This window comes from Pseudomonas sp. NPDC090203 (assembly GCF_044746765.1).
GTDB classification, from domain to species: domain Bacteria; phylum Pseudomonadota; class Gammaproteobacteria; order Pseudomonadales; family Pseudomonadaceae; genus Aquipseudomonas; species Aquipseudomonas putida_AD.
The window spans coordinates 184,143-206,187 of the sequence record NZ_JBIVCV010000009.1 but is presented as its reverse complement, the minus strand read 5'-3'; the positions used below and the strand labels follow the sequence as shown (position 1 = coordinate 206,187).

The following is a 22,045-nucleotide window of genomic DNA, read 5'->3' as shown; positions in this document are numbered from 1 at the left end:
TCAGGTGGTGGCCAACATATGCCTGACCACCTCATCAGGCGCATCGAACTGCGGCCAATGCTCCGCCTCCAGCCCCACGAAGGTGGCATTGGGGAAGTGTTTGGCGATGTCCAAAGCCACGGGCTTATTGAGATATTTGTCCCAGACACCCCAGATCAGCTTCACCGGCTTCTTGAACGAGGCCATTTCCGTGATCCGACGATCGTTAGCCGCCAGATTCGCGTAGGCGTCGCCGGTCATCGCGAGAAACGCCGGCATTGCGCTTGGCTGCTGAGTAAAGTTCTGCGCAATGATGGGCTGAAGCACCTGCTCGAAACGTTCGCGCATGGGCGCAGTCATGTTTTGCAGCAACAGGCCTTGCTGGAAGTTGAACAGATAACCAGCCTGTTTCGGATCGGTCATCATCGCATGCGATAAAAGCTTGGTTTTCGGGTTGCAGCAAAGCTCGATGAAATCTGGAAACGCCAAGACTGGAGAATTCGCGTAATAGCAATTGAGCAGGACGAGCGAGCTGACACGATCAGGGTGATCCAGCGCAAAATTCACAGCGGCTGGACCTCCCGCGTCATGCCCAACCGGAATGACGGTCCCCAGCTTGAGGTCATCCACGACGGCGTTCATGTCTGCCATCTGTTGCACAAAGTTGTACGTAAAGCCGTCGGGTTTATCCGAAGCGCCAAAGCCTAGAAAATCAAACGTGACAACGCGATGCCCGCCAGCGGACAGGCGGGATGCTATTTCCTCATAGATCCGGCAGTTATCAGGAAATCCATGAAGCATCACGTAGGTAGGTCCCCTACCTGGGTAATCGCGAACGTATATCTGATGACCGGCCCGCATGACGTGCTTCTCAGCAAAAACCCCTTTGCTGGAGGCTGGGCTCTGTGCAACAGGTTTGGCTTCTGGATTGGTCTGTGCCAGCAGCGAGCTGGCCCGAGTTGCGGCCGCCATAAGCACAGCAGACTGCAAGAGCAGGCGGCGTGAGAAGCCGCCTTCAGAATCTAAACTCATGATTGTTCACCTCACGGTCAGACACTTGGAATTGTTATACGTCGACCTTAGCGCCGCCCCCGACAGAATCCGGAAAAGCGGAGGGGCTCCTTTGCGTCACGGGCGATTTTGGATCAGATGACATCGGGTCATTGCCCGTCTCTGATGGCAAAGAAAGATTTTCGATGGAGGCTGAAGGTGGGCATTGAGATTTCCGAGCATGTGAACCCCCGAGCTCAATCAGAGACGACTCACACTTGCACTCCCGACCGCATCCTCTGACAGGACGCGCACGTCGGAGCAAACTACGTGGCGCTTTTATTTGATAGCGTTCGCTACTAATATCATCGTTTATCGTCCTTTCGAGATAGCCTGTCAACGGGTTTTTCGCGCGAGGTTCCTTACCTGGTCATCGAGCTGAAACGCAGCCCCAGCAACGGTTCAGCGTTGTCTTGAACACCAATTAAATGATGAATTTCATGTAAATGCCGATGTTGGCCGAAGCAGTTCCTCGGAGGTTTGTGATGCCCATTTCAAGCGTGAGTAGCTCCCCAGCAGTAACAATCGAATCGGTTCCGACGCAGAACAGGACAGCTGTGCCGCCTGCAGTCGAGACGACAGACACATCGGCTTCCGCACAAGTTCGCCCATCCACCATCGTGACCCTGAGCACCGATCAGAAACCAGAATCGGCAGATCCACAATCGGACGTCGACGCATCGAGTGCAGCAGTGACCACGCCCTCCTCCAAACCGGACCCGGCGGATAAAGCCGCGTTGGTGGATGAAAAGAAATATCCAGGCTTGGCGGCATATGCACGGGGCGGAAAAGGCATAACGCTCACCCAGGACGAACTGGCTGAAGCGCTTCGCCTGGACATCATTCCCGAGGGGCACACCAAGAGCGCTATTCCCCTGAGCGAAGCGTGGGCTCCACAACTGTTCGTTCGTGCTGGCGGGGGCGGCGGAAAACTCGATGTCGATCAGTTTTCCAAACAGCTGGCGGTCGTAGGTGTTGATGCCGCACGCGCCAAGTCGATGTTCAAAGACTTCGACAAGTCTGGCGACGGAACGCTTTCGGTTGACGAGTACTACGAAGGCATCAAGGCGGGCGGCGAAAAATACACGGTGCTCTTCCAGTCGCTTATCGATGCCTACACCCGCAATGCCGACGGCTCAGCGAGTGAGGAGAAAACCAATCAATTCCTCGCCGAGGGATCGGCGATGGCAACGAAGTTCTGGTCGCGCCGGAGCTGACAGAACCCGCTACCAATTTCAATGAATTCATCGAACCATACGGTGTGGCATGGGCCACACCGTTATCCCGGGAAACCGGCGTCCCAGCCGGCCCCGCACAACAGGAGCGAACATGACCAAACCATTGACCGGCAAGGTTGCCTTGGTAACCGGCGGCTCACGCGGCTTGGGCGCCGCCACCGCTAAAGCGCTGGCCGAACAGGGTGCTGACGTGGTGATTAGTTACGTGCATGCCGAATTGAAAGCACACGCAGTCATCGATTACGTGGTTTCGCAGGGTGTACGCGGTGCGGCGATTCAAGCGGACCAGGCAGACGGTACAGCGGTACAGATGCTGATTGATAGCATCATCGCCAAATTCGGCCGTCTGGACATCGTCATCAACAACGCATCGATTGACGAGATGGGAACGGTGGATGACCCGCAGCGTGATAACCGTGCATTTGATCGATTCTGGGCCGTTGCGATGACCGGACTCACTGCGACCGTCCGGGCAGCATCCAAAGTACTCAGCGATCATGGCCGTATCGTCATGGTCGGCTCGAACCTAGGCAGCCGTGTTGGTGTGCCGGGCCTTTCAGACCTGGCTGCGGTAAAAGGCGCAATTGACGGCTATTCCCGTGGGGTAGCTCGTGATTTGGCGCCACGAAGTATTACCGTCAACGTCGTGCACGCAGGCTTCATGAAAACGGACATCAATGCACACATGCGCGATGGTCTTGCTCCGCTCATCGAGCGGTTGTGCTTCCCGCGTTTCGGTCTGCTCGAAGAGGTAGTTGCCCCTATTCTTTTCCTGGCCAGCCCGGCGGCATCCTATATCACTGGTACAAGCATTGATGCTGATGGCGGCTACAACGCCTAATCGATAAAAGATTGAGTGTCGGCATGTAATGCACAGATGCCGGCACCACTCGAAGCTTCAAATCCCATCCTGCAGCGTCACGATTTACAGGCAACCCCTTATCTTGAGCCCGTTGGCCATCCCCCGCAGCAGCCTGCAGCACATCAACATAAATCTTCTGATGATCTTCAATGCCGTGATGAGCTGCCGCAGTGTCAGCCTCGCTGCAGAGCACCTTAGCCTTGGGCAGCCTGCGGTGAGCTCCGCTCTCGGCCGACTTCGCGCCCTGTTTGATGACCCATTGTTTGTGCGGTCGGGTCGGTTCATGAAGCCGACGCAACGCGCAATTGAAATTGCTGAACTGCTTGGTCCCGCCCTTAAGTCCATCTCTCTGGCCGTCGAGCCGCCTCCCGCATTCGAACCGGGCACCAGTGATCGTGTTTTTCACTTGGGACTAAACGATGACGTGGAGTTTGCTCTGCTGCCCAGCCTGCTTAAACGAATTCGGAATGAAGCACCCGGGGTCTCGCTGATCGTGAGACGGGCCAGTTACTTGGAGATGCCACGGCTGTTGAACGCAGCCGAGATCACTGTTGGAGTCGGTTACACGGCAGAGCTTCCGGCCAGCACCAAACGCCGAATGCTAAGACGAACTCGGATTGTCCTGCTACGCAGTGACGGCTTGCAGCCTGACTTGGATCTGGAGCAATTTTGTCGACGCCCACACGCCATGGTTTCGTTCACTGGAAACGTAGTCGGGTTTGTGGATGGAGCACTTAAACGAGTTGGACGCGAGCGCAAGGTTGCGTTGGTAGTGCCCCACTTCACGAGCCTCGAAGCACTGCTTTCGGACAGCGACCTGGTGGCTGCGGTGCCCGACTACGTGGCCGAGATTGTGGAGGCCGGCGGTAAGCTCAAACATCAAGCGCTACCGGTTCCACTCGCAGAGTTCGCTGTGAATATGGTTTGGCCAATGGTCTGTGACAAGGATCCAGCCAACCGCTGGTTGCGTAAACAAATCGAGTTAGTGTTCGGCGATCAGCTCAGTGGAGGATCGCGTCGCATAGCGATTGCTTAAAAACCGGACCCTACCCATGCCCCTCATCGCCCAGACCGTTGAGCCAGGGATTGGTCCTAAACTCCTCAATCAGGAAATCGACCATGACACGAGTCTTATGTGGGATCCAGGAAGATGCTGGCATGACCGCATAGATGGGTATGACGTCCGCATCAAATTCCGGAAGCAATCTCACCAAGCGTCCTGATCGCAAATCTTCTCCGCACGCGGACAGTGGCGCTCTCAATACCCCCAGGCCGGCCACTGCGGCGTCACACAACGCCTCAAAGACATCGACACGATACTGTCCGGTGACCTCCACGATGATGCGCTTGCCATCATCCCCGCAGAACGCCCACTGAAAGGGCGTCGGCTGACGCAGATAGATCAGGCATGGAACCGACCTCAGATCGCATGGGTGACGCAATTCAGGGTGTCGCTCAGCGAATGCTGGTGACGCGACGGTTATCGGCTGGAAGGCGCCAAGCTTTCTGGCCTGATGAGAGCTGTCCTGCATGTCCCCTACCCTGATGGAAACGTCGATGCCGTCCCGTATCAGGTCCGAGGCCGAGTCACTCAAATAGTGCTCCACTGTTATCTTCGGGTATCGCTCGAAGAAGCGCGGAAGCAACGGCGTGATTTGCTTGCGGCCCAGCAGTATCGGACTGGCGATGCGCAATGTGCCAGATGGGGACTGGCGAATGCTCGCGGAATCACCCAAAGCAAGGGCGTAACGCTCCAGAATCTGCTTAGCGTGTTCGTAGAATCTTTCCCCTGCATCCGTGAGGGACAAGCGCCGAGTGGTACGCAGCAACAGCTTGGACTGCGCCTGCTCCTCGAGAAGGCTGATTTGTTTGCTGACTGTAGACTGGTTGATGGAGAACTCGGCAGCAGTACGCGAAAAACTCCCAAGCTCGACCACTCGAACAAATATTTCTAATCCAGCAAACCTATCCACCTAACTCACCTCTACTGGCATGAAACGCTCAATTTATTCCCTCGGATCATAAATCTTATGGAATTCGAATGCATTATCACGTACTGCAGGGAGGTTTACCCTGACTCCACAAACCATCCGCAAATCGAAATATGGAGTCTGTGATGACCATCAGCATTTACGGCGATACCGGTTCGGGAAGCTTTCGCCGAGTCTTGACCGCAGCCCGACACATGGGCATTTCTTTCGAACATGTGCCCGTAGATCTACTCAAGGGTGAAAGTCAGACCCCTGAGTTTCGCGCGCTCAATCCCACCGGAATGGTGCCAGTACTGGTAGATGGCGATATCGTCATTTCCGAGGCATCCGCAATCAACATCTATTTGGCGGAGAAAATCGACTCGCCACTTCTGCCCAAAGGCGCGGCACGCTACGAAACGTTGAAGTGGATGTTTTGGGGCGCGGAGCACTGGCGCGTATTCTCGGCTTATCTTTTCAACGAGCGCATTGGTAAACGCGTTAAAGGCATCGCCGAAGACCCGACCATGGTGGCGTTTATCCTCGAAAGCACTCGCACTAATGCTGCCGTCCTGAACCAACATTTGGCAGACAAAAAGTTCATCGTCGGGAACGAAGTTACATTGGCCGATTTCGACGTTGCGGCGCCGTTCTCGCAAATGGCAAGAACCAAGCTACCTTACGATGAATTCCCTCACATTATGGCGTGGCACCAGCGGCTTGTAGATGAAGTCCCAGCTTGGAAGGAAACCAAAGAACTCCTTGACCAGCGAATGGACACAGCGTTCGCTGCTTTCGGAATAACCTTCTAAGAGCACGGGCTTTCACCACGTCTCCGCCCCCTCCTAGGGAATTGTTGTTAATTGCCGCGGGAGCAATGTATCTGGAGTGCCTCAGCAAAAGTCAAGATGTGAACCATCTCAGCGTGACGATGAGGCACTCCTTGCTCAAAAAACGTTCGAACGTGCCATAACTACAGTGCTCATATTCGATAGAGTGTACGGTCAGTTTCGGGTGCAAAGCGATTCGTACCCTACCAATAATTCAGGGTTGAAGGTGTCGAATTGCCAGCGCGGCAGCTGAGATTGTGGTCCTTTGAAGTTTAACAACAGCGCACCAACTTCCCGTTTGTCTTCAACGCTTATGAGCGCCTTGACCGAGTCAAAGTATTTCTGCGATACAGATCGGGCGAAAATCTCAAAAGCGCCATACGAACGACTTGCGTACAATAAAGTGTCTGGAAACCAACGTTCGCCAGTTTGGGTTCCTCTTAAAAAAAGTATGAAGTCGGCTTGCATCAGCTGATGAAAGTCCAAACCAGAAGTTTGAGACCGCTCTTTTAGCAGATCCGCAGTAAGCGAAAGCCTTCCTAGGCCTAAACGCTGATTACGGTGATCAAGCGTCCTGGCGTACTCTCGAAATACGTGATACCCAAACGCCCCTACTTGTCCATACGAGACTTTCTCGTGAATATAATAAGGTGAGGAAAGTAAAATTTGAACAATCTCGAACCTTTCATATTTAAGAAATATTGCAATGGTATACAGAAACAGCTCGTGAATTATGAATCTAAAATTATCGAAATCAGTTTCCATATAATGATTGACATGGTTGGGACGATCCAAAAATGGCAGCAACGCCTCCAAGAAACGATGGACTTTTAACTCGATATCGGGCAGCGAGTTATACTGTGCAATCACCATCAATAATTGAGTAATTTCATTCCTATATGGAATAAACGCTTCAATGTTTTCAATCACTTGGTCGTCAAACTCTCTCCCTGATTCTCTTACTATCCTTAGTCTTTCGAAGCTTTCAGATACTGCACGGAAATACTCATCGACGGCCCCGGCAGCGAAAGGTTTGCCCTGCTTTACCGCGTCGAGTGCCCGGCGGTGCGTTGTGTTGGTTCCCAGTGAAACCGTAGAGGCTTCTGTCAAAAACGCTGGGCGCGCACCAATCTCTGGCTTTTGAAACAGAGGTTGATCATAGATCCACCTCAACAGTCGTTCGAAATTCTCTGCGTAGTTTTCAGCTTCGCTGAGGTCAATATATATTCGCTTTCCATAAAAGGTAGGCAGCCACGCTTTCCCATCCTCCTTCTCAGGAACCACCGCGACGAATTTCTCTTGCTTGGCGTTTTCATACACCTTGGCAGAGATGATCTGACTTTCTGCGCCTACACCCCCCGCCCGTACATCGGCTTTGGTGGCATAGGATTTATCTGACACGATGATGACCTTGGTAACGCTCTCATCAGTCACCATCGACTCCATGAAGCCTATGGAGTCATGCCCTTCTTTTAGGTCCCATTTATCAAGAATCACATCGACACCGGACTCTCTAAGCTCGGTTGCTAATCTCAGTACCCACTGCTGATGATCTGGAGTGGACCAGCTGTAGGAAATGAAAAGTCTCGGCGGTTGATCGATTTTGCTCATAAATCATCCCTGGTGTGTTGGCTGAGCTTGGTGGAACAGAGGGGCGGTTAGCTGAAATTATCAGATCATTCTGAACAATTGATAGGGCCCTCCCTGGTCCAACCAGCGGGTGAGATGGCGGGTATCACCGTCAGGTCTTCATCGAAGGCTCGGTAGTCATCAGCTACGGTTTAGCGTGCCTTGCGTGAGCTGCTCTTTCGGCTTTCAGCTGTCGCCGCTGGCTGCAGCAGTATGATTTGATGCGCCAACGTGTCGGCCCTAGCCTCCTGTGCCACCGCGCGCTGAATCGCCTCCTGCAGTTCTGCCTGGACAAGCTCCAGTCGCGCCTCTTTCTGCTGTACCTGCTGCACTTCTCGTTCCGCATTGGTCTTGTGCAAAAAAACCTGTTGTTGCGCTTCGCTCAGCCTCAGACGCGCGTCCTCACATCGCTGCTGGAGAACCTCTACCTGCTTGCCGAGCTGCTTAGTCTGCAGCGGTGCGCTCTTGGTCTCTTCGCGGGCTCGGTCGATTTCCTGGTGCGCCCGCTCTTCCAACCCCCGCGCGTAGGTTTCCTGCTCCTTGCGCACCTGCTCGGCCTCACGTCGATCCGCCCGCTGATGTTGCTCCAACTCCTCAATACGCGACCGCGCCGCGTCACGATCCTCCTGCAGCACCTGTCGTTGCCTGGTCAGGTCTTCGACCTGATGTGCGTGCTGATCCAGCAACTGCTGCAGGTCCAGCAGGCGACGCTCTGCAGACTGTTGCGCCGCCAATGTGACCGCCAATTGCTGGAGTTGGCGGGCCTGTTCCTGACGGACACGCTCTTCCAATGCCGCCAATTCAGCGCGCTCAGCCTCCAACACCCGATGCTGCTGCACCAGCGACTGCTCGACCACCTCTTGCGCCAAGGCCGCGGCCTGCTGCCAGATCGCGGTGAATGCCTGGGCGACTTCTGTTGGCAGTTCAGGCAATCGCGTTTCGCCACGCAGGCGCCCGGCCAACCGCGCCCACCAGTGGTCAAGCAGACCGGCCACACGCGCCGGACTACCGCGCCCAAGCTCCGCGCGGACACGCTCCACGGTGGGCCGCTCACCACGCGCCAGCACCGCGTCCGCCGCGGCAAACACGTCGTTTTCCGGCACCCCTACTGCCATTGCTTACCTCCGGGTATATTAGGTCTGATAAAAGAATGTTATCCGACTCTATTTTTCAAAAACCACTATTTTACTACGTTGAACGTAATGAATAATACGATCGAATTAAAAACAATCGTGTATGCCCCGCTGCAGCTCAATCAGCTCGCGGATAACGCCCAACAAGCCGCGCAGGCCTTCATCGCCGCAGGGACGGCCGCCCACACCGTGCGCAGCTACCGCAGCGCCCTCGCCTATTGGTCAGCCTGGCTGCAGTTGCGCTACGGCCGCGCGCTGGGTGACCGTCCACTGCCTGACAGCGTGGCCGTGCAGTTCATCGTCGATCACCTGGCGCGACCGCTGGACACTGGCGCCTGGTCCCACCTCCTGCCGACACCCATCGATGCGGCCCTTGTTGAGGCCAAGGTCAAAAGCAAAACCGGGGCGCTGGCCTTCAACACCGTCAGCCACCGGCTGGCCGTGCTGAGCAAATGGCACCAAGTGAATCAATGGCCAAGTCCTACCGAGTCCAGCACCGTCAGAACCTTGCTGCGTGAAGCGCGCAAGGCGCAGAGCCGGCAGGGTGTGCAGGTGCGCAAGAAAACCGCAGCCGTGCTCGAACCTTTCCAGGCGCTCTTGGCCACCTGCACCGATGGCGTGCGCGGCATCCGTGATCGCGCCCTGCTGCTGTTGGCCTGGAGCGGCGGCGGTCGGCGGCGCTCCGAAGTGGTAGGCCTCCAGGTCGGCGACGTGCGCCGGCTCGACGCCGACACCTGGCTCTATGCCCTGGGGGCGACCAAAACGGATACCAGTGGCCAGCGGCGGGAAAAACCCCTGCGCGGTCCCGCTGCACACGCATTGGCCGCCTGGCTTGCAGTCGCCCCTGCCGCTTCCGGCCCGCTGTTTCGTCGCGTTTACAAAGGGGGCAAGGTCGGCCACCAGGGCCTATCCGCCGACCAGGTAGCGCGCATCGTCCAGCGCCGCGCAAAACTGGGAGGCTTGGAGGGCGACTGGGCGGCGCACAGCCTGCGCTCCGGTTTTGTCACGGAAGCCGGACGCCAGGGAGTACCCTTGGGCGAAGTCATGGCCATGACCGAACACCGCAGTGTCGGTACCGTCATGGGTTATTTTCAAGCGGGAACTCTGCTGGGTAGCCGGGTGACCCAATTGCTTTCGCCGGAGACTGGAAGCGAAGGGCGTTCGGCGCTTGCCAATCCAGAATGAGGGCGTACGGGCGCCGCCGCTGGTCAACGATCGCGGCCAGGCAGCTGGCAACGGCGGACGTTTGGGACGTGCCCGCAAGCAGGGAAACCCGCGCGATCAACCGGCCAGCACCTGTCGAGCCTGTTCATGCTCGAGGCAGGCGCCCCCCTCCTGCTGATCTACAGAACGCCACTGCGGTCGCGTCGGTCTGAACTCCGCCACCAGAATGCGCCCACGCTGGCGGACAATCCCCCAAGCCGGGCCCGCCACGCATATTCACCAGCGGCGTAACGCCCATGGGCCAAGGCGGGTGATCCTCAGTACATGAAATGGAGACCACCGCCGTAGGCACCGAAGAACCGGTGATTGACATTGAGCGTACGAACTTGATCGCGACACAGGTAGAACGTTGCAGCAGCATCATCGTGCTGGAGCACGCGCCGAAAGGCCGCCAGCCCCTTCGGCAGATCCAGTTTGATCGAGTGCACCTGACCGCGAATGGACCGTCCGAGGTAGATGTCCAGCGAGGGCAGTGGTGGCTGAAAGACCGCATAGTAGTAATCAGGACGAAAGAGCACCCCAAACGAGCGGGTGTATCGAACCCGGTACCACATCCGTGACAGCAACTGGTAGTAAGTGACCCTGAAATAGCGCCGCAGACTGACGTCGGTGAAGCCGAGAGCGCTGAGCGCTTCTACCGCCTCGTCTCGCAACTGCGGCTCTTGCCGCAGAGACGGCGCCGCCTCAAACTTCGTTCTGAACAGCTGCAGCGTCGCGGCGAACAGACAGCAGGGTCGCTCCTCATTTTTGGCGGATGCCTGCGCGTTCAACAGACAGGTACGATGCGGACCCAGCAACCGCTCCTGCATAAAGTGGATAAGCTGGCGATAGACGGTAGTGTAGCGCCCCGGCGGCAGCGGCGGAATGGCGGGCTCGCGCAAGTCTATGGTGCATCGATACAACCCCATGCTGGGATCATCGACAAAAGCCTCATAACAGCCGTCGCTTTCTGGCAGGCGATCATTTTCCGGCCCATCAACGTCTAGCTCGTCGAGTACACCCAGGCGTTGCCAGCGCGCGAGCGAGCGCAAGAACTGCGTGCTACTCGCTACTCGAGCCGCGCAAAGCCCAGAGCGCAAGCTGGCCATGATGACCTTTATCGACGGCACACGGTAACCACAGTCCGGGCAGAGATAAGCCTCGTCGGGCAAGCCATGATCGGGCTTGAAATCGACGGCCGAGACGCATCGCGCGCACAGTGGCAACAATGCCTGTCGATGCCAGGGACACCATCGCACACACTTCAACTGAAAAAACACCGAGACGTATCCGGAATCGGCGGCACAGCCGGGGCAAAACTTGGGCTGACCACGTGCCCCCGCGGGTAAGAATGCATCTACCAGGTCGAGAAAGTGGGTGGCAGCAAGAAATGGCCGATCCGCACCGTACATCAGCTGAAGGCTGGCCGGCGTGACCGTGAGAGTATGGGATCGGTGTTTTGCCTTGAACCCCAATGCCCGTACGATCGGCTTGGCCGGCACACCATTGAGGGCGGCCGCCTTGTGCAGCGTCGCAAACGCTGCATCGAAGGGCGTCGGAAAATCATCCGGGAAGAAGAAACCGTCCTCATTTCGCATCGCAGAATGTCCGTAGATTGACGGTCTTGACAGCCTGGCTGACATCGGCGGCACAGACCTGCAATGACGGACTGTCTTTCACCGCCTGCGCCAACAGGAGGTTCAGCACCGTCTCACAGAGGTGTTCCATTGGTATATTCTTCACATACACCCCTGACACGGCGTCCGATATCTCTTGCCAAAAAAGCTCCGCCAGTGATACCAGGCGCACACCGGCTGCAAACGCCTGAGGCCAAAAAAAGGCCGTGTAGGAGGTTCCCGAACCGGGTGGAAATTCCGAGCCGCTGTCATAAGCGCGCAGAATGGTCGCGAGCTCGTCCGAGTTCCGACAACCGTGAAACGCGTTGAGGTCTGCAAAAAACCGGGCAATCAATTGCGGTTTCACCGTGACCTTTAGGCCCGATAGCGTTTTCAAGATGTCCGGCTGGGCGAATCCCACCAGCGTCAGGCAAATGTCTTTGAGTTGTAATGAATTATAGAGACTGGCCAGTTGATGGAAATCCGCCGGCTCCAGGTACTGTATTTCGTCCAGCACCAGCACGAATTGGCCGCACTCAACCCCGGCGAGGACCGTCTGAATGTGCCCCAGCAAGTGATAGAAGTAATCCACGCGCTCTTTAGGCAGGATAGTGGCGGAATGACAGATTTCTTTAAACAGGTTGAGCCGCTGTGGTCCCTCTCGGGGTCTGACGCTATGAAACTCCACATAGCATTCCGGGAATTGCTCCCTCAGTTGGTCGGTCACGAAACGGGCACAGCGCGACTTGCCGACCCGACTTTCACCGTAAAAGATGACGCCGGTCCGTCGAGCAGTCACCCGATCAAAGGTGACTCGCGCGACCCTGATCATTTCGTGGGTGATGATCCGCGCCTTTTTGCTGATCAGCGGATGGATGGCCGTCATGACTCGCCCCGATTGTCCGCACGACCCGGCGTGGGCAGACCGGGATAGTCGCGCTCTGGCTGAATAAAATAATCCTTCACTGACACGGGCGCGGTTCGCTCCATCTGAGGCAGCGCCGTCGTGGTCGGAGCGGCGCCCTGCCTGACCAGCAGCGCCAGGTCAGGCTGGTTGAGATGGACGAAATAGTCGGATATCTGCTGTACCGGGTTGCCGATCGGATCAATGCATAATCCGCCATTACGAATTTCGGAATTGACCAGGCGACGCATGTAGCAGGTATGTGGAAACCCGCTCCACCATCCACCCGCGACCAGCACGCCGAGGTAATCGCCGCTTGATAGATAAGCCTTGACCACGCGGTAGTCATGCTCGTCGATCTCAATCAACAGCTTCTGTCCAATTAAATCGAAATTGGCGGCCAGCACTTCGTTCGTGTAGCGCACACGGTCAAGCTGGATGTAAGGGCGCCGCCCCTCGCGTCGACTCCCTCGGACGGTCACCTCCTTGGTTATCAAGTCGGTCATAAGGCGTACCTGGCGGTCGGGGTCGACCTGCGGAAAGAGGGCTCCCTGCAGGGTGTACTGCTCCAGCAGTTCCAACGGGGAAAACATGCCAATTCCTTCGGATTGTTGGACGTTGTAGTTGGCCAGCGCCACATCCAAGGCATCCAGGAATCGCTTCAGATCAATCTGATAACGTATGGCCTTCTCGTCGGCCTTGTCCGCACGCCCCTTATGCGGGTGACTTCCGGTTGTAGAAGGAATCTGCGAGGTTTCGCGAGCAACCTCTCTGAACAGGCGCTCGATGTGGTTACGGGTCTCGAATCTCCCGATGGGGCCCAGTAGATGATGAAAACCAAAATCTTGCCGGGCTTGCAGGGTGATTTTGTTGGCGATGTTGGACAGGTGCGAGTCAACGCTGAGCGCTGCGAAGGTGACCCCGCGACACCCCTCGATCACACTGGACGGAAAGCCGGCACCGGGTACATACCTGTACCTCTCATTTTCCAAAGCGCGCGGTGTCCAGCCGCCCAGGCACGCGCCTGCTATCACCTCGCGAACATCGCCTGCTGTCGGCTGACTGTGGAGGACCAACTTGTAGGCCAGCACGGCTTCCGAATAAGTGTCTATCATCGTCAGCAACCACATCCGATCCAGCGGCACGGCTTTCACCAACCCGTCGACCTGCTCAACCAGCAGGGTGATGATCGCCTCCAGCAAATGCCCGTCGAGCTCAACGATGTCAAAGGGGCGGCCCGCGGAGAGGTAGGGTCGATGCCCGGTTCCTGTGGCGAGATGCGCCCGGGCCTCCGGACTGCCATGGGCATTGATGAAGGCGGCTGCGTTTTGATCGCACAACTGCAGCACATAATCCCGGATACTGTTGCGGCCCAGATGCTTGGTTGTGTAAGGCCAGCCTTGATAGTCAGGGGCGACCTGTCTGAGCGCGTTCATGAACTTCTGAATCAAAAACGCCTGCACATTGGTCTTTTCCTCCAATCGCTGCGCATGGTCCTGCAAAACATCAAGCAACTTACGCTCAATCTCCGGAAAGGTAGCCAGCAACTTTCCCAGGCAGCCCGACAGACCACCATGCGCACCGTGGTGATGATCGTCCAAAGAAGCTGTTCTTTCATAACTCTTGAGCCTGGCATGCGGTACCAATGCTCGTTCGCCCATCGCTTGACCATGATCATCCAGCGTCAGGAAGCGAACCAGCAGCCGATGGACTTCCGGCCCCTTGATGCCGGTCTTCCTCGAGATCGCGCGCTCCGTATACCCTTCTATATACATGGTAACGGCCGTACGACGTGTACAGAACTGATGCCAACGCTCCTCCGGAATCGCCACTGGAGACAGCTTGCACCAGTTTCCCGCACGGACCGCGTCTGGTATCACGACCCGCTTCATGACAGCAGACTCCGCACCATCCACTCGGTGTGCAACGTCGGCGAGGTCTTCTCGACTACCAACTCAACACGGCCATCGATGGCAAGGCGAGTCAGCCCAGCGACTAGTTCAGTGGTGGAGAGGTGAGGCAGTGCGAGCGAGAGACTGCCGATCGTACCTGCGGTATCGTGGCTGACGCGCTGCAGAACCTGCGACATGATGGCGGGTATGCGCTTTTCCTGACGGGTCACCCCTACGAAAGTCATCAGCCTGAGCAACGGCATGACCTTATAAAGATGAGCGTCTCGCGTCGACTCATCGAACACGCGGTAAACGGCGCCTGACGCTTTTGCTAGCGATGACTGGACCTTGAGTTGCTCGTGCGCGTCGATATTGTCGATATAGCCTGGCTTGACCTCATGCCATTCGAAAAGTCCATCACTATTGCGGGCAACAATGTCCAGCATGACTTTCCGTCCGCCCAGCTGATCAGAATTGAACTCTTGACCAGTCGGCTTCCAGAAAACAATGATGCGGGGATCAAACTCGACATACAACAACCAGTGCGCCAGTTCCCGGTGACTCTCGAAAATCAACTCCCCATCAATTTTGTAGCTATAGACATGCCACAATGCGCTTCGAACTGACCCTCTATTGCGCATTTTCGCAATTAGACTTGCACTGGGCGTCTGACCTGTTTTTTTAGAATTTTTAGACATAACAAACCCTAAACATAAAATTCATGTCAGGGTGATATGCCGATCCTCATCAGGGTTTTCCATAACAGTCGGGGAGCATTCAACCATCTTCATTCTGCCACATCACATGAGTCGCAACAAATGTTGCTCATGCCTTTAGGGAATTAACGGCGCTTTTTTAGCAACTCTATTACATATACTAAACTGACAGTTATTGGAATTACGATTGGAGCCAATTGTGAAGCCCCTTATTCTGCCTCCGCTGCCACCTCCAACCAGCGAAGACCAGCAACAGCGGAAACTGATTGAGCGATACAGAACGGAGTTAGACGGTTATCTACCCGCTACCACAGATGAACTGTGTCTCACTCTGGCGAGAGCGGCTCCGCAGTGGAAACGTCTTGAGCTTGTTGTAATGTTACGCAGCTTATCGCAGTGGCACAGAGACCATACTTTTACGGACCCCACGGTTCGCCCTGCGGTCAAAAGGCTGTGCGCCGCACTCGCTCTTGCCAAGCCGCAGAAAAAGCCGCTCCCCTTCATACACCCGCCGACGATTACCGACCTCCTTCAACTCAACCAATACGAGGATAACCGGATTCAAAATGCGCGACTTCACATCCGGAAGTGCCTGACAGTTGGCAAACCCAAGGAAATGCGTCAGGCCAGACAGCGATACCTCGTTGCGATTCGAGATAAAGCCATTCTGCTTTTGTCGTACTGGTACAGCTTGGAGCCAGGCCAGATTTCACGCCTGACATTTGAAGACCTTGTAATGAATGATGTGACGCTCGGGATCCACATCAGAAAAAAAGAAGACCGCACTACAACAAAAGCGAAAACCACAACAACGCTGACCCTGCCACGGTTCCCCCGCCTGTGTCCGATCAAGGCGCTTGAACGCTGGTTGAAGGAATCTGGCATCTACCAAGGTGCGCTGTTTCAGACAATTGATGGAGAGGTACTTACCGGTGCGATGCGGTCAGCGGGCATCGCATACCACTTGAACGAAGGGACCAAGCGGGTTATGGCGCTACCGAAGGGCAAGACGATAGACTGGAGTGAAGGCCTCTTGGCACTGCTGCTCAACAGCGGCTGGCAACCCGAAGAAGTAGCCAGCGTTTTCCGTCACCACCGTCCAAGTGGCATCAGAATCTTCGCGAGACGCCTGCAGGCTTGCGAAGTGCGTCGTCCATCCCCCGTGATCGCACGCATCCCCAAGATCCTAGCCATTTACGCCGCGTTAAAAAAACCAGAGACCTAGTGAAAACGAAATTAAAAACTCAGACGTTATAAAAAAACCGCTACACCTTTTTTTAGACTTTAGTTAATGCACGCAAAAAAATCACTTTCCAAAGTAGAAAACTACCAAGTGAAAATTAATAATATGGGAGGAAAGGAGGGGCAAATGACTGAACTACTTGGGCTTTTTTTATAGCTGACTTTCAACTTTCAGTTCTGATTGCTGAAGGGAGAGATGTGCGCCCGTAGCAGCACGGCTTGCCGGCGGGGGCGGTGTGTCAGACGATCATTTCGTCACAGACACACCGCTCCCGCCGGCAAGCCGTGCTGCTACAGAAAAAGGAAACCTCAGGCAGGCACACCGCTATGAAAGCGGAAGTCCTCATCGGGGCCTTCGATCAGCTCGCGCTCGGCCAGGCGGACTTCTTCGATCTTGGCGTCGACATCCGCTTCATCGCCATAGAGATAGGCGAGCTTGAGGTAATCCTGGAAATGCCGCGCCTCGGACTTGAGCAGGCTGGCGTAGAACTTGGCCAGGTCCTCGTCCAGGTGAGGAACCAGCGCCCTGAACCGTTCGCAGGAGCGCGCCTCGACGATGGCACCGACGATGAGCGCATCGGTCAGGCGATAAGGGTTGTGATTGCGCACCAGCTTGCGCAACGAACCTGCATAGCGGGCCGAACTGATGTTGGCCATGGGAATGCCACGCTTCTTGATGATGCTGATGACCTGCTCGAAATGACGCAGCTCTTCACGGGCCAGACGCGACATCTTGGCCTGCAGCTCGAACTTGTCGTTGTACTGGAACATGAACTGGAATGCCGCGCCTGCGGCCTTCTTCTCGTTGTTCGCATGGTCGATCAGCAGGATATCCAGATTGCGCATGGCCGCCTGCACCCAGCTATCCGGGGTGGGGCACAGCAGGAAAGCGTCGATTTCTGGATACATCTGCATAAGGTCACAACTGGCGGTATGGGCAAGGCGCAGCATTATACGGGGCTGAACGCCCAGAACCAGCCTCAGTTGCGGCAAAAGCCGTGCAGCTCGATTGGCGGCGGGCAACTATAGTCAATACAGCGAACAGTCAGCGCCCCGTCAGGTCGAAACAAGCGTGCCGTCATTCAAGGGAGATCAGCTCATGCAATCGATTCGCAGGATTCTGGTGGCCATCGAACCCAGTGCCGAAACCGACAAGGTCGAAAGTCTGGCCATGCGACGCGCCTGCCTGATCGCCCACGCAACCGGGGCCAGTCTGCATCTGTTGATTTGTGACAAGAAAAGTGACCACAGCGAGTTGCTGACCACCCTCAAGCACGACCTGCAGGCCGAGGACTTCAACGTCACCGCCGAGCAGGACTGGCACGAAAGCGTTCACCAGACCATCGTCAAGGTCCAGCAAGCGGAAGGCTCGGACCTGGTCATCAAACAGCACTTCCCCGACAGCACCCTCAAACGCGCCCTGTTGACGCCTGCCGACTGGAAACTGTTGCGCTATTGCCCCTGCCCGGTGCTGATGGTCAAGACCGACCGCCCCTGGAAAGGCGGCGCTATCCTGGCGGCGGTGGACGTCGGCAATCCCGATGGCGAGCACACTGCCCTGCACTACAGCATCATCAAGCACGGCTACAGCATCGCCGACGTGGCCAAGGGCGAGCTGCACGTCATCACGGCCCACCCCTCCCCCATGCTCTCCGCGGCGGACCCTGTGTATCAGTTGTCTTCAACCATCGAGGGCAAGTACCGCGAGCAGTGCAAGGCCTTCCAGACCGAATTCAGCATCGACGACGCTCACCTGCACATAGCCGAGGGGCCGGCCGATGTGCTGATTCCGTTCACTGCCCATCATTTGCAGGCGGCTGTGACGGTGATCGGCACCGTTGGCCGCACCGGGATTTCCGGCGCGCTGATCGGCAACACCGCCGAAGTGGTCCTCGATTCGTTGGAAAGTGATGTGCTGGTGCTCAAGAGCGAAGAATCGCTGGCGCACCTGGAAGAGCACCTGGCCCGCGCCTGAACACAACTTGCCCCGCATCGTACCCGTAGCAGCACGGCTTGCCGGCGGGAGCGGTGTGTCTGTGCCGAAAGGGTTGCCTGACACACCGCCCCGCCGGCAAGCCGTGCTGCTACACAAGCATTGCGGATCAGGCTCCGCCGATGGCGTCCTTGAGAAACCCCGGCGCGATGTAGCGCTCGTAATGGGCTTCGGACAGCAGGAAGAATTCCCGATCGATGGCATCGCGCAATTCCGGCAGCCCCCAATCGCGAAACTCCGGCATCAGCACCATGCCGTACGCCTCCAGATCGTTGATCATCCGCGCGCCACGGGCGATCAACTGATACGCCCAGCAATATTCCGACTGCTGCGGCACGAAGCGGATCTTGCGCTGCTCCAGTTGCTGGCGCAGCTTGATCGCATCGAACACCTCGACCTTGGCGGTCATCACCTGCACCAGCAATTGCTCGAGGCGCAGCCAGACCGCGCGCTTTTCGTCCTCGTTATAGCCGTTCCAGTGAATGACTTCGTGATGGAAGCGCTTGCAGCCCCGGCACACCAGGTCGCCGTAGACAGTGGAGCAAAGCCCTACGCAGGGCGTCTTGATGATGTGGTTGGGCATGGCGGAAAAACACGGCAGCGGACGAAACAGGCCTGCATGTTAGCCCTTTGTCTAACGGGGTACACCCCTGAAGATGTAGGGGCTAACTTACCTTCTGCCATTTTTTGCCGTAGAATCATCGGGCCTTTTAAGGCGCCAATGTCCGTTGGAAGCTGTTTTCAAAGCGTCACGAGCACAGTAGGTCTACCCGGCAGTACGGTTCACGACGCAGGCCACGCCTGCGTCCCCTCCTCAGAACCGCTCATGCAGGCGTAAAACTTTGAAAACAGCTTCTGTTGGAAATCGTCAGCTGCCTGCCGAAAAACTCAAAAAGTTTTGACATGCACGGCTGCGGACCTTTTCTGGATGAGCGTCCCGGACACCCATTTGGGACCACTGATGAGGGTAATACTGTGCTTGAAGCCTACCGTAAACACATCGAAGAGCGTGCCGCCCAGGGTATCGTGCCCCAGCCGCTTAACGCCGAACAAACCGCAGGCCTGGTCGAGCTGCTGAAAAACCCACCGGCTGGCGAAGAAGCTGTCCTGCTTGACCTGATCACCAATCGCGTTCCACCGGGAGTTGACGAAGCTGCTTACGTCAAGGCCGGTTTCCTTTCCGCTCTGGCCAAGGGCGAAGTCTCTTCCCCTCTGCTGGATCGCAAACGCGCTGTAGAACTGCTCGGCACCATGCAGGGCGGCTACAACATCGTGACCATGGTCGACCTGCTGGACGATGCCGAGCTGGCACCGGTTGCCGCCGAACAACTGAAGCACACCCTGCTGATGTTCGACGCCTTCCACGACGTCGCAGAAAAAGCCAAGAACGGCAACGCTCACGCCCAAGGCGTGCTGCAGTCCTGGGCTGACGGCGAATGGTTCCAGAAGCGTCCGACCCTGGCCGACAAGATCAGCCTGCGCGTGTTCAAGGTCACCGGCGAAACCAACACCGACGACCTGTCCCCTGCGCCGGACGCCTGGTCGCGCCCTGACATCCCGCTGCACGCCCTGGCCATGCTGAAAATGGCCCGCGACGGCATCGTGCCTGACGTGCAAGGCTCCATCGGCCCGATGAAGCAGATCGAAGAAATGCGCGGCCAGGGCTTCCCTATCGCCTACGTCGGTGACGTGGTCGGTACCGGTTCCTCGCGTAAATCGGCCACCAACTCGGTGCTGTGGTTCTTCGGCGACGACATCCCTTACGTGCCGAACAAGCGCGCAGGTGGTTTCTGCTTCGGCAGCAAGATCGCCCCGATCTTCTACAACACCATGGAAGACGCCGGCGCCCTGCCAATCGAATTCGATGTCTCGAACATCAACATGGGCGACGTGATCGACGTCTACCCATACGAAGGCAAAGTCACCAAGCACGACAGCGACGAAGTGATCACCACTTTCGAACTGAAGACCCCTGTGCTGCTGGACGAAGTCCGCGCTGGTGGCCGTATCCCGCTGATCGTTGGACGTGGCCTGACCAGCAAGGCACGTGCCGAACTGGGCCTGCCGCCTTCGACCCTGTTCAAGCTGCCTGAAGTCCCTGCTGCCAGCACCAAGGGTTTCACCCTCGCGCAGAAAATGGTCGGCAAGGCCTGCGGCACCGACGGCATCCGTCCGGGCACCTACTGCGAACCGAAGATGACCACCGTCGGCTCCCAGGACACCACAGGTCCCATGACCCGTGACGAACTGAAAGACCTGGCGTGCCTGGGCTTCTCCGCTGATCTGGTAATGCAGTCCTTCTGCCACACCGCCGCTTATCCAAAGCCGATCGACGTCAAGACCCACCACACCCTGCCTGACTTCATCATGACCCGTGGCGGCGTTTCGCTGCGTCCGGGCGACGGCATCATCCACAGCTGGCTGAACCGCATGCTGCTGCCGGACACCGTCGGTACCGGTGGTGACTCGCACACCCGTTTCCCGATCGGCATCTCGTTCCCGGCCGGTTCCGGTCTGGTCGCGTTCGCCGCTGCCACCGGCGTCATGCCGCTGGACATGCCGGAATCGATCCTGGTCCGTTTCAAGGGCAAGCTGCAACCGGGCGTCACCCTGCGTGACCTGGTTCACGCCATCCCTTACTACGCGATCCAGAAAGGCCTGCTGACCGTCGAGAAGAAAGGCAAGAAGAACGCCTTCTCGGGTCGCATCCTGGAGATCGAAGGCCTGGAAAGCCTGACCGTCGAACAAGCCTTCGAACTGTCCGACGCCTCGGCAGAACGTTCGGCCGCCGGTTGCACCATCAAGCTGTCCAAAGAGTCGATCGCCGAATACCTGAACTCCAACATCACCCTGCTGCGCTGGATGATCGCGGAAGGCTACGGCGACCCACGCACCCTGGAGCGTCGCGCCAAGGCGATGGAAGCCTGGATTGCCAATCCTGAGCTGCTGGAAGCCGACAAGGACGCTGAATACGCCGAAGTCATCGAGATCGACCTGGCCGACGTCAAGGAGCCTGTGCTCTGCGCGCCGAACGACCCGGACGACGCCCGTCTGCTGTCCAGCGTTGCTGGCGAGAAGATCGACGAAGTGTTCATCGGCTCGTGCATGACCAACATCGGTCACTTCCGCGCTGCCGGCAAGTTGCTCGATCAGGTCAAGGGCCAGCTGCCAACCCGTCTGTGGCTGTCGCCACCGACCAAGATGGACGCGCACCAACTGACCGAAGAAGGCTACTACGGCATCTACGGCAAGGCTGGCGCACGCATGGAAATGCCGGGCTGCTCGCTGTGCATGGGTAACCAGGCACGTGTGAACCCGAACGCGACCGTGGTATCGACCTCGACCCGTAACTTCCCGAACCGTCTGGGCGACGGCGCGAACGTCTACCTGGCTTCGGCCGAGCTGGCGTCCGTGGCATCGATCCTGGGTCGCCTGCCGACCGTCGAGGAGTACATGGAATACGCGAGCAAGATCGACAGCATGTCTGCCGATGTCTACCGCTACCTGAGCTTCGACCAGATCGCCGAGTTCCGTGAATCCGCAGCGAACGCCAACATCCCGGTTGTTCAAGCGTAAGATCGTAGTAAGGCGTCAAAAAAAACCCCGCTTCTGGCGGGGTTTTTTTATGGGGTTGATTTTGGGTTTGGGATTGGGTTGGGATTTAGGGTTTGTTGGGTTCGCTCGAGGCCCCTACACGGATGCCCTTCGGGCGCATCGCGGGCAAGCGCGCTCCTACATTTTTTGCAACGTGCCGCGGTCTGACAGACCCCGTTGTCCGCCTTGTGCTT

General features: G+C 57.0%; 18 protein-coding genes. 8 read left to right on the top strand and 10 right to left on the bottom strand.

Going from position 1 to position 22,045, the window contains the following annotated elements; genetic code table 11:
- Positions 1–1,011 (bottom strand): alpha/beta fold hydrolase, encoded by a 1,011-nt coding sequence (locus ACIPO9_RS17400; protein WP_400782344.1) that lies wholly within the window; start codon positions 1,009–1,011, stop codon positions 1–3.
- A 503-nt stretch (positions 1,012–1,514) separates the two neighbouring features.
- Here ACIPO9_RS17400 and ACIPO9_RS17395 point away from each other — a divergent pair.
- The 3 genes from ACIPO9_RS17395 (at position 1,515) to ACIPO9_RS17385 (ending at position 4,165) form a co-directional block, all read left to right on the top strand.
- Complete coding sequence (locus ACIPO9_RS17395) at positions 1,515–2,246, top strand: EF-hand domain-containing protein (RefSeq protein WP_400782341.1); 732 nt, start codon at positions 1,515–1,517, stop codon at positions 2,244–2,246.
- A 112-nt stretch (positions 2,247–2,358) separates the two neighbouring features.
- Entirely contained in the window at positions 2,359–3,108 is a 750-nt protein-coding gene (locus ACIPO9_RS17390; RefSeq protein ID WP_400782338.1) for an SDR family NAD(P)-dependent oxidoreductase, read from the top strand.
- 118 nt (positions 3,109–3,226) lie between these two features.
- Positions 3,227–4,165 carry a LysR family transcriptional regulator gene (locus ACIPO9_RS17385; protein WP_400782496.1) on the top strand — a complete coding sequence of 313 codons (939 nt, stop codon included), beginning with the start codon at positions 3,227–3,229 and terminating at the stop codon, positions 4,163–4,165.
- Positions 4,166–4,175: 10 nt separating this feature from the next.
- Here the strand turns inward: ACIPO9_RS17385 and ACIPO9_RS17380 are convergent, their stop codons facing one another.
- Positions 4,176–5,102 (bottom strand): LysR substrate-binding domain-containing protein, encoded by a 927-nt coding sequence (locus ACIPO9_RS17380; protein WP_400782337.1) that lies wholly within the window; start codon positions 5,100–5,102, stop codon positions 4,176–4,178.
- Positions 5,103–5,245: 143 nt separating this feature from the next.
- On the opposite strand from ACIPO9_RS17380, the gene ACIPO9_RS17375 reads away from it, so the two are divergent.
- Positions 5,246–5,911, top strand: a complete 666-nt coding sequence (locus ACIPO9_RS17375; RefSeq protein ID WP_400782334.1) for a glutathione S-transferase family protein — start codon at positions 5,246–5,248, stop codon at positions 5,909–5,911.
- 192 nt (positions 5,912–6,103) lie between these two features.
- Here ACIPO9_RS17375 and ACIPO9_RS17370 read toward each other — a convergent pair whose 3' ends face one another.
- On the bottom strand, positions 6,104–7,540 hold the full coding sequence (locus tag ACIPO9_RS17370) for a toll/interleukin-1 receptor domain-containing protein (protein ID WP_400782332.1): 1,437 nt from the start codon (positions 7,538–7,540) through the stop codon (positions 6,104–6,106).
- 170 nt (positions 7,541–7,710) lie between these two features.
- On the bottom strand, positions 7,711–8,673 hold the full coding sequence (locus ACIPO9_RS17365) for a DNA-binding protein (protein ID WP_400782330.1): 963 nt from the start codon (positions 8,671–8,673) through the stop codon (positions 7,711–7,713).
- 87 nt (positions 8,674–8,760) lie between these two features.
- Here ACIPO9_RS17365 and ACIPO9_RS17360 point away from each other — a divergent pair, with 87 nt between their 5' ends.
- Positions 8,761–9,876, top strand: a complete 1,116-nt coding sequence (locus ACIPO9_RS17360) for a site-specific integrase (protein ID WP_400782328.1) — start codon at positions 8,761–8,763, stop codon at positions 9,874–9,876.
- 296 nt (positions 9,877–10,172) lie between these two features.
- Here the strand turns inward: ACIPO9_RS17360 and ACIPO9_RS17355 are convergent, their stop codons facing one another.
- Genes ACIPO9_RS17355 through ACIPO9_RS17340 form a run of 4 tightly spaced genes read right to left on the bottom strand, consistent with a single transcriptional unit; the run spans position 10,173 to position 15,004 of the window.
- Positions 10,173–11,492, bottom strand: coding sequence for a hypothetical protein (locus tag ACIPO9_RS17355; RefSeq protein ID WP_400782326.1), 1,320 nt, complete (start codon positions 11,490–11,492; stop codon positions 10,173–10,175).
- On the bottom strand, positions 11,482–12,396 hold the full coding sequence (locus tag ACIPO9_RS17350; RefSeq protein WP_400782324.1) for an ATP-binding protein: 915 nt from the start codon (positions 12,394–12,396) through the stop codon (positions 11,482–11,484). The genes ACIPO9_RS17355 and ACIPO9_RS17350 overlap by 11 nt, the downstream gene beginning before the upstream one ends.
- Positions 12,393–14,306: a hypothetical protein gene (locus ACIPO9_RS17345; RefSeq protein WP_400782321.1), complete on the bottom strand. Its 1,914-nt coding sequence runs from the start codon at positions 14,304–14,306 to the stop codon at positions 12,393–12,395. Before ACIPO9_RS17345 ends, ACIPO9_RS17350 begins: the two co-directional genes overlap by 4 nt.
- Complete coding sequence (locus ACIPO9_RS17340; protein WP_400782319.1) at positions 14,303–15,004, bottom strand: hypothetical protein; 702 nt, start codon at positions 15,002–15,004, stop codon at positions 14,303–14,305. The genes ACIPO9_RS17345 and ACIPO9_RS17340 overlap by 4 nt, the downstream gene beginning before the upstream one ends.
- 394 nt (positions 15,005–15,398) lie before the next feature.
- On the opposite strand from ACIPO9_RS17340, the gene ACIPO9_RS17335 reads away from it, so the two are divergent.
- Positions 15,399–16,247: a hypothetical protein gene (locus tag ACIPO9_RS17335; protein WP_400782317.1), complete on the top strand. Its 849-nt coding sequence runs from the start codon at positions 15,399–15,401 to the stop codon at positions 16,245–16,247.
- Positions 16,248–16,573: 326 nt separating this feature from the next.
- Here the strand turns inward: ACIPO9_RS17335 and ACIPO9_RS17330 are convergent, their stop codons facing one another.
- Positions 16,574–17,179: a tRNA-(ms[2]io[6]A)-hydroxylase gene (locus ACIPO9_RS17330; protein ID WP_400782315.1), complete on the bottom strand. Its 606-nt coding sequence runs from the start codon at positions 17,177–17,179 to the stop codon at positions 16,574–16,576.
- A 184-nt stretch (positions 17,180–17,363) separates the two neighbouring features.
- Between ACIPO9_RS17330 and ACIPO9_RS17325 the strand changes: the two genes are divergently transcribed.
- Positions 17,364–18,239, top strand: coding sequence for a universal stress protein (locus ACIPO9_RS17325; protein WP_400609462.1), 876 nt, complete (start codon positions 17,364–17,366; stop codon positions 18,237–18,239).
- A 127-nt stretch (positions 18,240–18,366) separates the two neighbouring features.
- Here ACIPO9_RS17325 and ACIPO9_RS17320 read toward each other — a convergent pair whose 3' ends face one another.
- A complete protein-coding gene (locus ACIPO9_RS17320) occupies positions 18,367–18,840 on the bottom strand; it encodes a DUF1289 domain-containing protein (RefSeq protein WP_400609460.1) in 474 nt (157 codons plus the stop codon).
- A gap of 392 nt (positions 18,841–19,232) precedes the next feature.
- On the opposite strand from ACIPO9_RS17320, the gene acnB reads away from it, so the two are divergent.
- Positions 19,233–21,833 carry a bifunctional aconitate hydratase 2/2-methylisocitrate dehydratase gene (gene acnB / locus ACIPO9_RS17315; protein ID WP_274135033.1) on the top strand — a complete coding sequence of 867 codons (2,601 nt, stop codon included), beginning with the start codon at positions 19,233–19,235 and terminating at the stop codon, positions 21,831–21,833.
- Positions 21,834–22,045: the final 212 nt, after the last annotated feature.

Bases quoted from the DNA above. Each gene is read 5' to 3' on its own strand.
- ACIPO9_RS17400 (WP_400782344.1), bottom strand. From the start codon at position 1,011: ATGAGTTTAGATTCTGAAGGCGGCTTCTCACGCCGCCTGCTCTTGCAG.
- ACIPO9_RS17395 (WP_400782341.1), top strand. From the start codon at position 1,515: ATGCCCATTTCAAGCGTGAGTAGCTCCCCAGCAGTAACAATCGAATCG.
- ACIPO9_RS17390 (WP_400782338.1), top strand. From the start codon at position 2,359: ATGACCAAACCATTGACCGGCAAGGTTGCCTTGGTAACCGGCGGCTCA.
- ACIPO9_RS17375 (WP_400782334.1), top strand. From the start codon at position 5,246: ATGACCATCAGCATTTACGGCGATACCGGTTCGGGAAGCTTTCGCCGA.
- ACIPO9_RS17370 (WP_400782332.1), bottom strand. From the start codon at position 7,540: ATGAGCAAAATCGATCAACCGCCGAGACTTTTCATTTCCTACAGCTGG.
- ACIPO9_RS17365 (WP_400782330.1), bottom strand. From the start codon at position 8,673: ATGGCAGTAGGGGTGCCGGAAAACGACGTGTTTGCCGCGGCGGACGCG.
- ACIPO9_RS17360 (WP_400782328.1), top strand. From the start codon at position 8,761: ATGAATAATACGATCGAATTAAAAACAATCGTGTATGCCCCGCTGCAG.
- ACIPO9_RS17355 (WP_400782326.1), bottom strand. From the start codon at position 11,492: ATGCGAAATGAGGACGGTTTCTTCTTCCCGGATGATTTTCCGACGCCC.
- ACIPO9_RS17350 (WP_400782324.1), bottom strand. From the start codon at position 12,396: ATGACGGCCATCCATCCGCTGATCAGCAAAAAGGCGCGGATCATCACC.
- ACIPO9_RS17345 (WP_400782321.1), bottom strand. From the start codon at position 14,306: ATGAAGCGGGTCGTGATACCAGACGCGGTCCGTGCGGGAAACTGGTGC.
- ACIPO9_RS17340 (WP_400782319.1), bottom strand. From the start codon at position 15,004: ATGTCTAAAAATTCTAAAAAAACAGGTCAGACGCCCAGTGCAAGTCTA.
- ACIPO9_RS17335 (WP_400782317.1), top strand. From the start codon at position 15,399: ATGTTACGCAGCTTATCGCAGTGGCACAGAGACCATACTTTTACGGAC.
- ACIPO9_RS17330 (WP_400782315.1), bottom strand. From the start codon at position 17,179: ATGCAGATGTATCCAGAAATCGACGCTTTCCTGCTGTGCCCCACCCCG.
- ACIPO9_RS17325 (WP_400609462.1), top strand. From the start codon at position 17,364: ATGCAATCGATTCGCAGGATTCTGGTGGCCATCGAACCCAGTGCCGAA.
- ACIPO9_RS17320 (WP_400609460.1), bottom strand. From the start codon at position 18,840: ATGCCCAACCACATCATCAAGACGCCCTGCGTAGGGCTTTGCTCCACT.